At 74.4% G+C, this 12,004-nt stretch carries 12 protein-coding genes and 1 pseudogene; 1 reads left to right on the forward strand and 12 read right to left on the reverse strand.

Features of this window, described 5'->3' with window-relative positions:
- Window positions 1-137: pseudogene (locus VIB11_RS10345) on the reverse strand (ribulose-phosphate 3-epimerase); the annotation flags it as partial.
- Window positions 138-224: 87 nt separating this feature from the next.
- A complete protein-coding gene (locus tag VIB11_RS10350) occupies window positions 225-1,391 on the reverse strand; it encodes a PLP-dependent aspartate aminotransferase family protein (RefSeq protein WP_332030939.1) in 1,167 nt (388 codons plus the stop codon).
- Between the two features lie 96 nt (window positions 1,392-1,487).
- Between VIB11_RS10350 and VIB11_RS10355 the strand changes: the two genes are divergently transcribed.
- Entirely contained in the window at window positions 1,488-1,988 is a 501-nt protein-coding gene (locus tag VIB11_RS10355; RefSeq protein WP_332030941.1) for an Lrp/AsnC family transcriptional regulator, read from the forward strand.
- A gap of 31 nt (window positions 1,989-2,019) precedes the next feature.
- Here VIB11_RS10355 and VIB11_RS10360 read toward each other — a convergent pair whose 3' ends face one another.
- From VIB11_RS10360 to pyrF, 10 genes are all read right to left on the reverse strand, one after another.
- Entirely contained in the window at window positions 2,020-3,552 is a 1,533-nt protein-coding gene (locus VIB11_RS10360; protein ID WP_332030943.1) for an RsmB/NOP family class I SAM-dependent RNA methyltransferase, read from the reverse strand.
- Entirely contained in the window at window positions 3,545-4,483 is a 939-nt protein-coding gene (fmt, locus tag VIB11_RS10365) for a methionyl-tRNA formyltransferase (RefSeq protein WP_332030945.1), read from the reverse strand. The genes VIB11_RS10360 and fmt overlap by 8 nt, the downstream gene beginning before the upstream one ends.
- Before the next feature lie 2 nt (window positions 4,484-4,485).
- Window positions 4,486-5,031, reverse strand: coding sequence for a peptide deformylase (gene def / locus VIB11_RS10370; protein ID WP_332030946.1), 546 nt, complete (start codon window positions 5,029-5,031; stop codon window positions 4,486-4,488).
- Between the two features lie 23 nt (window positions 5,032-5,054).
- Window positions 5,055-7,118, reverse strand: coding sequence for a primosomal protein N' (locus VIB11_RS10375; protein WP_332030948.1), 2,064 nt, complete (start codon window positions 7,116-7,118; stop codon window positions 5,055-5,057).
- Window positions 7,119-7,161: 43 nt separating this feature from the next.
- Window positions 7,162-8,382, reverse strand: coding sequence for a methionine adenosyltransferase (gene metK / locus VIB11_RS10380; protein WP_332030950.1), 1,221 nt, complete (start codon window positions 8,380-8,382; stop codon window positions 7,162-7,164).
- 85 nt (window positions 8,383-8,467) lie between these two features.
- A complete protein-coding gene (coaBC, locus tag VIB11_RS10385; protein ID WP_332030952.1) occupies window positions 8,468-9,739 on the reverse strand; it encodes a bifunctional phosphopantothenoylcysteine decarboxylase/phosphopantothenate--cysteine ligase CoaBC in 1,272 nt (423 codons plus the stop codon).
- 56 nt (window positions 9,740-9,795) lie between these two features.
- On the reverse strand, window positions 9,796-10,059 hold the full coding sequence (rpoZ, locus tag VIB11_RS10390; protein WP_332030954.1) for a DNA-directed RNA polymerase subunit omega: 264 nt from the start codon (window positions 10,057-10,059) through the stop codon (window positions 9,796-9,798).
- Between the two features lie 85 nt (window positions 10,060-10,144).
- Window positions 10,145-10,705: a guanylate kinase gene (gene gmk / locus VIB11_RS10395; protein ID WP_332030956.1), complete on the reverse strand. Its 561-nt coding sequence runs from the start codon at window positions 10,703-10,705 to the stop codon at window positions 10,145-10,147.
- Window positions 10,702-11,019, reverse strand: coding sequence for an integration host factor, actinobacterial type (gene mihF / locus VIB11_RS10400; RefSeq protein WP_332030958.1), 318 nt, complete (start codon window positions 11,017-11,019; stop codon window positions 10,702-10,704). The genes gmk and mihF overlap by 4 nt, the downstream gene beginning before the upstream one ends.
- 129 nt (window positions 11,020-11,148) lie before the next feature.
- Complete coding sequence (pyrF, locus tag VIB11_RS10405; protein ID WP_332030959.1) at window positions 11,149-12,003, reverse strand: orotidine-5'-phosphate decarboxylase; 855 nt, start codon at window positions 12,001-12,003, stop codon at window positions 11,149-11,151.
- Window position 12,004 lies beyond the last annotated feature (1 nt).

The following is a 12,004-nucleotide window of genomic DNA, read 5'->3' on the forward strand; positions in this document are numbered from 1 at the left end:
GGCAGGCCGAGCGTCAGGTTCGGGACGAAGTGCCCGTCCATGACGTCGACGTGCGCCCAGTCGGCGTTGCTGATGCGCTTCAGCTCGGCCTCGAGGTTGGCGAAGTCGGCGGACAGGATGCTCGGGGAGATCTGCACGGCCCTCACCCTAACGGCCGTCCGCGGTGCCCTGAACGCCCCGGCGGGGCGGGCCAGGGCCGCGTCCCGGCCGGGCGCCCCCGCCCCTCAGCCCAGCGCCTGGGCGAGGTCGCGCTGCAGGTCCGCGGGGTCCTCGAGGCCGATCGAGAGCCGGAGGACGTCCGCGCCGGGACGTGCCTCGGGCGCGACCGGACGGTGCGTGAGCGCCGCCGGGTGCTGGATGAGCGAGTCGACCCCGCCGAGGGACACGGCGTGCGTGAACAGGCGCACGCGCTCGGCCACCCTGGCTGCCTGCGCGAAACCGCCTGCCAGCTGGACTGCGAGGACCGCGCCCGGCCCGCGCATCTGGCGTCCGACCAGCCCGGTGGGGTCGCACTCGGCGACCCCGGGGTAGAACACCCGCTCGACCGCCGGGTGGTCGGCCAACCACAGGGCGACCTTCTCGGCGCTGGCCTGCTGGGCGCGGACGCGCACCGGCAGGGTCGGCAGGCCGCGGTGCAGCAGGTAGGCGGCCATGGGGTGGAGGATGCCGCCGGTCACCGCCCGCACTCGCCGCAGCGCGGTCGCCCACTCCGCGTCCCCCGCGACGACACCGCCGACGGCGTCACCGTGTCCGCCCAGGTACTTCGTGGCGCTGTGCAGGACGAGCGACGCCCCGTGTGACGCCGGGTTCTGCAGGACGGGCGTGGCGAAGGTGTTGTCGACGAGGACCGGGCGGCCCTGCGCCGCCAGGACGACCGCCCCGATGTCGACGAGGTCCAGGGTGGGGTTGGCCGGCGTCTCCAGCACGACCAGGCAGGTGTCCGCGCGCACCGCAGCCGCGACGCCGCCGGGCCCGCAGTAGCTGGTCTCGACGCCCAGCAGACCCGATGCCAGCAGGTGGTCGGTGCCGCCGTACAGCGGGCGGACCGCCACGATGTGGGACCCTCCCTGCCGCGCGCGGGCAGCGAGGACGGCCGCGGTCACCGCGGCCATGCCGGAGGCGAAGGCGACTGCCTCGTCCGTCCCCTCGAGCTGGGCGAGGGCGCTCTCGAACCGCGCGACGGTGGGGTTCCACAGCCGGGCGTAGACGTTGCCGCCGTCGGTGGGGAGGCCGCCGCCGGCCATCGACTCGTACGACGCGCCACCGCACTCCACGGTGGGCAGCGGGTTCGTCGAGGACAGGTCGATGGGCAGTGCGTGCACGCCCAGCGCGGTCAGGTCCTCACGCCCGGCGTGGACGGCGACGGAGTCCGGGGCGGCATCAGTGCTCATGCCGCGATCGTGTTGGTTTCCGCGGCCCTCGGCAACAACCGCCGAAGAATCCGGAATGGCCAACGGACAACCTGATGGTTCCTGCACAATGTGAGGGTGCCGAGTGCCCCCGCGCCGAAGAAACCACGGCGGTCCCCCCTCGACGCCACGGACCTTCGGATCCTCGCCGAGCTGGAGGAGAACGGCCGGCTCACCAACGCCTCGCTCGCCGCCCGCGTCGGGATCGCCGAGTCCACCTGCGTGCAGCGGGTGCGGGCCCTGCGGGACAACGGCGTCATCACCCGGTTCCGCGCGGAGATCGACCCCGCCGCCCTGGGGCTCGGTATCCAGGCGGTCATCAAGGTGCGCCTGGGGAGCCACAGCCGTGACGTCGTGCACAGCTTCCACGCGACGCTGCAGCAGATCCCCCACGCCCTCACGATCTTCCACGTGGCCGGTGAGGACGACTACCTCGTGCACGTCGCGGTGGAGTCCGCCGAAGCACTGCGCGACCTGGTGCTCGAGCACATCACGGTGCACCCCGCCGTGCGGCACACCGAGACCCAGCTGGTCTTCGAGGTCGTCCCGGGCGCTGGGGTGCTGCCACCTCGGGCGTGACGGGTGCCGCGCCCGCCCGGCAGCGATCAGCTCAGGCGCGCTTGCGGAGCAGTGCGAGGAACATCCCGTCGGTGCCGTGCAGGTGCGGCCAGAGCTGGGCCGTGGGGCCGTCCCCCAGCCCGGTCAGCGGCTCGCCCGCCGCGTCGACGAGGAGGGGCCGGGCGTCCAGGAGCTCGACGTCGTCGCGCCGCTTGGTGACATCACCCACCACGAAGCGGGTCTCGGCCAGGTGCGGGCTGCACGTGGCATACGCGATGACCCCGCCCGGCGCCGTCGCGTCGATCGCCGAGGCCAGCAGCTCACGCTGCAGCCTGCCCAGGTCGGCGAGATCTGCCGGCGTTCGCCGCCAGCGGGCCTCCGGGCGCCGGCGCAGGGCTCCGAGGCCCGTGCACGGGGCGTCGACGAGGACCCGGTGGTAGCGGCCCGGCTCGTCCTCACCCGCGGTGCGTCCGTCGCCCGTGCGCACCTCGATCGTCGAGCCGTGGGACGGCGCCTCCGCGACCGCGGCCCGAAGGGTCTGGCGCACCAGGTCGGTGCGGTGGGGACTGACCTCGTTGGCGGTGAGGTCGGCTCCCGCCTGCAGCGCGAGCCCCGCGAGGAGACCCGCCTTCCCGCCCGGGCCGGCGCACAGGTCGAGCCAGCGCTCCCTGCCTTCTGCCTCGACCTCGACGGCCGCGAGGGCCAGCGCCAGCAGCTGGGAGCCCTCGTCCTGGACCGCGGCGCGCCCCTCCCGCACCGCCCGCAGGCCGCCGGGGTCCCCGGCGGGCAGTGTCGCGCCGACGCGGGAGAGCACCGAGCGCTCCGCGCCCGCGGACACCAGCTCGTCGACGTCCGCCAGTCCCGGGCGGGCCACGAGGGTCACCCGCGGCGGGTCGTTGTCGGCGGCGAGCAGTGCGGCGAGGTCGGTGTCGACGGTCTCCGGGGAGGATGCGCCGTGGCCCAGCAGCGCCGCCCGCAGGGCCTTGACGACCCACTCCGGGTGGCTGTACCCGACGGCGAGCTGCTCCGACGGGGCCGCGGTGGGTGGCACGACCGCGGCGAGCCACTCCTCCCGTGACCGCTCGCTGATCCGGCGCATCACCGCGTTGACGAAGCCCGCCGCCCCGACGCCGTTCACCTTCCGGGCGAGCCCGACGGTCTCGTCGGCGGCGGCGTGCGCAGGCACGCGCATCCCGAGGAGCTGGTGGGCACCCAGGCGCAGGGTGTCGAGCACGTTCGCGTCGATGCGCGAGAGGGGCCGGCCGGCGGCATCGGCGATGACCCTGTCGTAGAAACCCTGCAGCCGGATCGCGCCGTAGACCAGCTCCGTCGCGAAGGCCGCGTCCCGGCCACCGATGCGCTTCTCGCGCAGGACACGCGGCAGCTCGAGGTTGGCGTAGGCCCCCTCCGCCACGGCGCGCATCACGGTGTAGGCGGCGAGCCGCTGCGGGTCGGTGGTGCGGGACCGCTCGCTCGGCCGCTGCGCCGAGTGGCGCCGCCCGCCGCCACCCTGACGGCCACGGCCTCCACCGTGGTTGCCGCTGCCTCTGTGACTGCCGCCGGGGCGGCGCGGCTGGTCAGTCATCGTCGAACCTCTCGCCGTCCTCGATCCGCACGCCGCGGGCCCAGTCCGCCGCGGGCATCTGCTTCTTGCCGTGCGGCCGGACGTCCCCCAGCCGCACCGCGCCCGAGGCCGTGCCGACGAGGACCTCGCGCTTGCCCACGGCGAGCTCGCCCGCGGCGAGGGGCCGACCGGCATACCCCGGCTCCACCGAGAGCGGCAGGAGCTTGAGGCGCTCGCCGCGGAACACCGTCCAGGCCCCGGGCGCAGGCGTGCAGCCCCGCACCCTGCGGTCGACGACGAGGGCGGGGGTGGCCCAGCGCACGCGGGCGTCCTCGACCTCGATCTTCGGCGCGAGCGAGACCCCGTCCGTGCGCTGCGGGACGGGGCTCAGGCTCCCGTCGGCGATCCCGTCGAGGGTGGCCACCAGCAGGCCGGCCCCACCGTGGGCGAGCCGGTCCAGGAGCTCGCCCGCGGTGTCCGCAGGCTTGACCGTCTCGGTCATCACGCCGAACACCGGCCCGGTGTCGAGCCCCGGCTCCAGGAGGAAGGTCGAGGCGCCGGTCACCTCGTCGCCAGCCATGATCGCGTGCTGGACCGGTGCCGCACCGCGCCAGGCGGGGAGCAGCGAGAAGTGCAGGTTCACCCACCCGTGCCGGGGGATCTCCAGGGCCGACTGCGGCACCAGCGCGCCGTACGCGACGACGGGGCACACGTCGGGGGCCAGCTCGCGCAGCCGCTGCTGGAACGACGCGTCGGACGGCCGCGCGGGGGTCAGCACCTCGAGGCCGGCCGCCTCGGCGCGCGTCCGCACCGGCGACGGGACGAGCGAGCGACCGCGGCCTGCGCGGGCGTCCGGACGCGTGACGACGGCGACGACCTCGTGGTCGGAGACCAGCAGGGCCTCGAGGGACGGCAGGGCGACCTCGGGGGTCCCGGCGAAGACGAGCCGCACGGCTACATCCCTCGCCCGAACGTGCTGTGCGGGCTGACCTTGACCCTGGGTGCCGGCTGCCCGGCCCACTCCGCCTCACGGATGGCACGCAGCGCCTGCTTGCGCTGCTCCCGGTCGAGCCGGTCGATGAACAGGATGCCGTCGAGGTGGTCGGTCTCGTGCTGGATGCAGCGGGCCAGCAGCTCGGAGCCCTCGAGCAGGACCGGCTCACCGAACTGGTTGAAGCCCTTGGCGACGACGCGGAGCGCTCGAGGGGTGTCGAACTGCAGCCCCGGGAAGGACAGGCAGCCCTCCGGCCCCTCCTGCATCTCGCTGGAGAGGTCGAGGTCGGGGTTGACGAGGTGACCGAGCTCGCCGTCGACCCAGTAGGTGAAGACCCGCAGACCCACGCCGATCTGGGGCGCGGCCAGCCCGGCTCCGGGGGCGTCGACCATCGTGTCGGTCAGGTCGCGCACCAGCTGGCGAAGCTCCCTGTCGAAGTCGACGACGGGCTCAGCCGGCGTGCGGAGCACAGGGTCCCCGAAGAGGCGAATGTTCTGGATCGACACGTGCGCCAGTCTAGGGACAGCCCTCAGCCACCGATGTCGGGCGGGTCGAGCCGCACCCCGACCGACACGGCCTCCTTGTGCGCGCTGCGCACCCTCCGCAGCACGGCCAGCGAGGACCCCAGGGAGTCGCCCTGGTCGAGGGGGGCGCGCAGCAGGTAGCGCACGGAGTCCTCACCTGCCGGCAGCGGGCCCAGGGTCTCCACCGACTCGGGGAGCCGCAGCGACGCCAGTGCGTCCTCCAGCGCCCGGCGCGGCGCGGTCAGAGACGCCAGGCGGACGGTCGGCGGGAGCCGGAGCTCGCGGCGATCGGCGAGCTCCCGCTCGGCGAACCAGGCAGGGTCCCAGCGGACGAGGGCCTCCACCGCGGGGAGGGTGGTGTGCCCGGGCGCCCCACAGAGGACGGCGACGCCGCGGTCCGCCGCCCCCCGGCAGAGCGCCGCGGCGGCGAGCCAGCGGCGCAGGGCCTCCTCCCCCGCGCTGAGGACCGGGCGGTCCAGGGAGGCCCAGGCGTCGAGCAGCAGCACTGCGGCATAGCCGCCGTCGGCCATGGGCTCGGCCCCGGGCGTGGCGATGACCAGGCTCGGTGCGGCGCCGACGCGGTCGAGCACCTCCCCCGACCCCGAGGTGTGCACGGGCACCCCCGGGAAGGCACGCCCCAGCTCCTCGGCCGTGCGTCGGGCACCGACGGCGGTGGAGCGCAGCCGGGAGCCGCCGCAGTGCCTGCACTCGAAACCCGCAGCGGCACGGCCGCACCAACGGCAGGCCGCCGCGGCGTCGGGGGCGGGCAGGGCCAGCGGCCCGCCGCAGTGACCGCACCGCGCCGGGGCCCGGCAGGTCTGGCAGGACAGCGCGGGGAGGTACCCGCGCCGCGGCACCTGGACCAGCACGGGTCCGTGGATGAGGGCGTCCTTCGCGGTGCGCCAGGCGACGGACGGCAGGTGGGCGCTGGCCGCGGCCGGGTCTCGCTCGAGCTCGACGCCCTCGCCGGCGACGAGCACCCGTGGCGCTGCGGCACGGACCGCGGGGGCCGGCGCAGCGAGCGGCTTGAGGTCCCCGCTCTCGACCAGGGCCTGCACCGCCGCGGTGCGGACGAAGCCACCGCTGAGCAGGGCGGCGCCCTCCTGCCGGGCGCGCACGGCGAGGACCTCCCGCACGTGTGGGTAGGGCGCGCGCGGCTCGTCGTGGAGGTCGTCGCCGTCGTCCCACCAGGCGAGCAGCCCGAGGTCGCGGACGGGTGCGAAGGCCGCGGCCCTGGTGCCCACGACGACTCGCACGTGCCCGCGCAGCACCTTCAGCCAGGCGGTGTAGCGCGCCTGCGGGCCCTGGTCCGCGGTGAGGCGGACGTGCTGGCCCCTGCCGAGCGCGGCGGTGAGGGCGGCGTCGACGCGTGCGACGTCGCGGTGGTCGGGCACGACCAGCAGGCTGCCGCGCCCTGCCCGCAGTGCCGTGCGCGCGGCGTCGGCGAGTGCCGCCGGCCAGTCGAGGGACGGATCCGTCGCCGGGGCCGCGAGCCACGACGCCGCGGGCGCGCCGCCGCCTGCGACGTGGGCCAGGAAGTGGCGCCCTGCCGGGTAGCGGCTCCACGCCGCGGTCTCGGGGGCGGCCGGCAGGTCGGGCGCCTCGGGCGCCTGCGCCGCCAGCGCCTTCTCGGCCGCGGCATGCCGCGGCGGGATGGCCAGTCGCAGGACGTCCCCCAGCGTCCCGGCGTACCGGCGGGCCACCGCTCGTGCCGCCGCCAGCACGGCCGGCGTGAGCACGGGCTCGGGCGAGACCACCCGGCGCAGCGGCGCGAGCCGGCCCTCGTGCTCGGGCTCCGCCCGGCGCTCGAGGACGAACCCGTCGAGGTCCTGGCCGGCGAAGCGGACCTTGACCCGAACTCCCGGCTGGGCCTGCTCGGCCCAGGACTCGGGGACGAGGTACTCGAAGGGCCGGTCGAGGTGGGGCAGACCGGTGTCGACGTGGACCGAGGCGACCGGGTCGGTGGCGGCGGTGGCCTCGCTCCCCCCGGCGGCTCGAGCGCGGCGGGCCGAGCCGGGCAGGCGGGAGCGGATCAGCTCGAGCTGCTCCACGCCGTCCGTCTCACCCACCACGCGAACCTATCGGGGGCCGCCGACGCCCCGGGCGGCGGTGTCAGTCCTTGACGGCCTTCTGGAGCGCCTCGACGCGGTTGGTCCGCTCCCAGGTGAAGGCGTTCTTGATGCCGTCGGCGTGGGTGCGACCGAAGTGGCCGTACGCGGCGGTGGGCTTGTAGATCGGGCGGAGCAGGTCGAGCTCCTCGACGATCGCCAGCGGCCGCAGGTCGAACACCGTGGCGATGGCGGCCTGGATCTTGTCGACCGGGACGCTCTCGGTGCCGAAGGTCTCGACGTAGAGGCCCACCGGCTGGGCCTTGCCGATGGCGTAGGCGACCTGGACCTCGCACCGGCGGGCCAGCCCCGCCGCGACGACGTTCTTGGCCACCCAGCGCATCGCGTAGGCCGCCGAACGGTCGACCTTCGACGGGTCCTTGCCGGAGAAGGCGCCGCCACCGTGGCGGGACATGCCGCCGTAGGTGTCGACGATGATCTTGCGGCCGGTGAGCCCGGCGTCGCCCATCGGCCCGCCGATCTCGAAGCGGCCCGTCGGGTTGATCAGCGACCGGTAGCGCGAGGTGTCGAGGTCGGTGCCGTGCTCCTGCAGCTCATCGAGCACCGGGCGGATGACGTGGTGCTCGATGTCCGGCGTGAGCAGGTCGTCGAGCGAGACGTCCGCGGCGTGCTGGGTGGAGAGCACGACGGTGTCGAGGCGGACCGGGCGGTCCCCGTCGTACTCGATGGTGACCTGGGTCTTGCCGTCGGGGCGGAGGTACGGGATCTCCCCCACCTTGCGGACGGCGGTCAGGCGCTCGGAGAGCCGGTGCGCCAGGAAGATCGGCAGCGGCATGAGCTCGGGGGTGTCCTCGCAGGCGTACCCGAACATCAGGCCCTGGTCACCGGCGCCCTGCTTGTCGAGCGGGTCGTAGCCGCCGGTGCGGTTCTCGTAGGCGGTGTCGACGCCCTGGGCGATGTCGGGGCTCTGCTGCCCGATGGACACCTCGACGCCGCACGACTCGCCGTCGAAGCCCTTCGTGGAGGAGTCGTAGCCGATGGTCAGCACGGTGTCGCGCACGATGCGCGGGATCTCGACGTAGGCCTCGGTGGTGACCTCGCCGGCCACGTGCACGAGACCGGTCGTCACCATGGTCTCGACGGCGACGCGGCTGCCGGGGTCCTGGTCGAGCATGGCGTCGAGGATCGCGTCGGAGATCTGGTCGCAGATCTTGTCGGGATGGCCCTCGGTGACGGACTCGGACGTGAACAGGCGTGCGGACACCCAGGATCTCCTTCGTGGCAGCGGCTGCTGACTGGTGCTGTGGGGGCTGGTGGAGCCCCGGAGGCTCCGGAGAGTCTAGCCCGCGCTACAGGGCTGACTGCACGGCGTCCCACACCGCGGCCGCGATGTCGTGCTTCGACGCCGGACCGGCGTCGACGACCTCCTCCGCACCGCGTCGCAGGATGTGCACCGTGTTGTGGTCCTGCCCGAAGGTCACGGACTCGCCCACCTCGTTGACCACGAGCAGGTCGCAGCCCTTGCGAGCCAGCTTGGCCCGGCCGTGGTCGAGGACCGAGCCCTCGTCGTCGCCGGTCTCCGCCGCGAACCCGACGATCACGGGTGAGGGCGCGTCGCCCCGCGCCGCGACCAGGCCCGCCAGGACGTCGGGATTGCGCACCAGCTCGACGGTCGGCGCGTGGTCCTCCTCGCCGGGGCCGTGCGTCTTCTTGATCTTGGAGCGCTGGTACTCGCGGGGCCGGAAGTCCGCGACGGCTGCGGCCATGACCACCACGTCGGCGGCAGCGGCGGCCTCGGTCACCGCCTGCTCGAGCTCGAGCGCGGTCTGGACGGGCACCACGGTGACTCCCGCCGGCGCCGGGAGCGAGCTGTTCGCCGAGACGAGGGTGACCTCCGCCCCGCGGCGGGCGGCCACCGAGGCCAGCGCGTAGCCCTGCTTCCCCGAGCTGCGGTTGCCCAGGTAGCGGACCGGGTCGAGCGGCTCGCGCGTGCCCCCGGCGGTCACGACGACCTTGCGGCCCGCGAGCGGCCCCACGGCGTGATGTGCCGCTGGTGCGCCGTCCGTGCCGGACCGGGCGCCGGAGTCGGTGTGGTGGTGGGCCAGGATCCGCTGGCACACGGCATACAGCTCCTCGGCCTCGGGCAGCCGGCCGGGGCCGGTGTCGGCGCCGGTGAGGCGACCGGAGGCCGGGGGGATCACGTGGACGCCGCGCTCGGTGAGGGTGACGACGTTGGCCTGGGTGGCGGCGTGGTCCCACATCTCGGTGTGCATCGCCGGGGCCAGCACGACGGGGCAGCGAGCGGTCAGCAGCGTGGACGTCAGCAGGTCGTCGGCCATCCCGGCTGCGGCCCTGGCGATCAGGTCGGCGGTCGCAGGGGCCACGACGACGAGGTCGGCGTCCTGGCCGAGCCGGACGTGCGGCACCTCGTGGACCGAGGTCCACACGTCGGTCTGCACGGGCCTGCCGGACAGCGCCGCCCAGGTGGGGGCGCCGACGAACTGCAGTGCCGCGGCGGTCGGCACGACGGTGACGTCGTGGCCGGCCTCGGTGAACAGGCGCAGCAGCGAGCAGGCCTTGTAGGCCGCGATGCCGCCGCTGACGCCGAGGACGATGCGCACGCCGGTGTGCCCCTGTCCCTGGTGGTCCGGTGGTGGCCCGGTCCGGGTGGACCGGGTCAGCCCTCGATGGGCTCGGAGGTGAGCAGGCCCTCGTTGATCTCGCGCAGCGAGATGCTCAGCGGCTTCTCGTGGACCTGCGAGTCGACGAGCGGGCCGACGTACTCGAGCAGGCCCTCCTGCAGCTGGCTGTAGTACGCGTTGATCTGGCGGGCCCGCTTGGCCGAGTAGATGACCAGGGCGTACTTGGAGTCCGCCTTCTCGAGGAGGTCGTCGATCGGCGGGTTGGTGATGCCGATGGGGTTGGCCTGCGTACCGGACACGGGTGTCTCTCGATCTGTTGGGTGCTGTTCTGCGGGGGTCTTGCGTCAGTCTGTCGGCTCACTGACGGACTCTGGAGGGAATCCGTCAGTGCGAGCGCATCAATGATACGAGTTGTTCCGCCGCGTGCCGAACCTCGTCGTTGACGATGGTCACGTCGAACTCCCGCGACGCAGCCAGCTCGCGCCTCGCGGTGGCCAGCCGGGCCTCCCGCTCCTCGAGGCTCTCGGTGCCGCGACCGACCAGGCGCCGGACCAGCTCGTCCCAGCTCGGCGGCGCCAGGAAGACGAACAGCGCCTCGGGCATCGCCTTGCGCACCTGGCGGGCGCCCTGCAGGTCGATCTCCAGCAGGGCCATGCGACCTTCCGCCAGGGCCTGCTCGACCGGCTTGCGCGGGGTGCCGTAGCTCGCGAGCCCGTGGACGACAGCGGACTCGAGCAGGTCGCCCGACTCCCGCATCCGCTCGAACTCCGCGTCGTCCACGAAGTGGTAGTGGACGCCGTCGACCTCCCCCGGGCGGGGTGTGCGCGTCGTGGCCGAGACGGACAGCCAGACCTCGGGGAAGTTGTCGCGGACGTAGGCGGCCACCGTGCCCTTGCCGACGGCCGTCGGCCCTGCGAGGACGACGAGACGGTGCGGGCGGCTCACGCCTGGTCGAAGCGGGACAGCAGGGCGGAGATCTGGTTCTGGCCCAGACCGCGCACACGCCGGCTCTCGGAGATGCCGACCTCCTCCATGATCTGGCGGGCCCGGACCCGACCCACGCCGGGCAGCGACTCGAGCAGCGCGGAGACCTTCATCTTTCCGACGACGTCGTTGTCCTTGCCGTCGGCGATCACCTCGGCCAGGGAGCCCTGGGCGTACTTCAGGCGGTTCTTGACCGCGGCCCGCTCTCGACGGGCCACCGCCGCCTTCTCGAGGGCAGCCGCCCTCTGCTCCGGGGTCAGCGGGGGAAGGGCCACGGGACTGCTCCTCAGGGTCGAAAACGGCTGGTAGACGATGTGATCGGCTGACTTGGGACTGTACCAACGGAATCCGTCCCGGCGCCTCCCGGGCGGGCGCCGCGACGGGGGTCGGGAAGGGCCCCGGGGCTAGTGGAGAAGGCCCGCCAGGCCGTCCGCGCTGCGCCGGGCCGCGGCGCGCAGCGCCGCGACGTCGGGGCCGGCCGACAGGACCTCGCGGCTGGTGCTCGCGAGGACGTTCGGCAGCGCACCCCCGAAGACCCGGCGGAGGTCCGCGGCAGTGGCGCCCTGGGCGCCGAGCCCGGGGGCGAGCAGCGGCGCGTTCGCGGCGGCCAGGTCGAGCCCGAGGTCGTGCACCGCGTCGCCGACGGTGGCGCCGACCACCATGCCGACGCTGCCCAGCTGCCGGGCCGCCGCGGAAGCCGCGTTGTCGCCGGTGACCCCGGCGACCACCCCTCCGGCGACGGAGTGCCCCGCTCCCCCGGCGTGCTGCACGGTCGGGCCCTCGGGGTTGGAGGTGAGGGCCAGGACGAAGACGCCTCGCCCGGTGCCCAGGGCCGTGTCGAGGGCGGGCCGCAGGGAGCCGTACCCGAGGTAGGGGCTCACCGTGACCGCATCGGCGCGCAGCGGCGCGGTGTCGGAGAGGTACGCCGCGGCATACGCCGCCATGGTGGAGCCGATGTCGCCCCGCTTGGCGTCGAGCAGGCTGAGCGTGCGGCTGTCCCGCAGTCCGGCCAGGACGCGCTCCAGCACGGCGACGCCGGCGGACCCGAACTGCTCGAAGAAGGCCGACTGCGGCTTGACCACCGCGACCTCGCCGCCGAAGGCCTCGACGCAGGTCAGGGCGAACGTCTCCAGGCCCGCGGCGGTGTGTGGCAGGCCCCAGTGGTCGAGCAGCCCCGGGTGCGGGTCGATGCCGACGCAGAGCGGGCCGAGGCGGTCCATGGCCTCCCGCAGCCGGGTTCCGAACGTGGTGACCGCCATG

The sequence above is a fragment of the Pedococcus sp. genome (assembly GCF_036554925.1).
In the GTDB taxonomy this organism is placed as follows: Bacteria; Actinomycetota; Actinomycetes; order Actinomycetales; family Dermatophilaceae; genus Pedococcus_A.

Coding starts and splice junctions, on each gene's coding strand:
- VIB11_RS10350 (WP_332030939.1), bottom strand. CDS start 1,391: ATGAGCACTGATGCCGCCCCGGACTCCGTCGCCGTCCACGCCGGGCGT.
- VIB11_RS10360 (WP_332030943.1), bottom strand. CDS start 3,552: ATGACTGACCAGCCGCGCCGCCCCGGCGGCAGTCACAGAGGCAGCGGC.
- pyrF (WP_332030959.1), bottom strand. CDS start 12,003: ATGGCGGTCACCACGTTCGGAACCCGGCTGCGGGAGGCCATGGACCGC.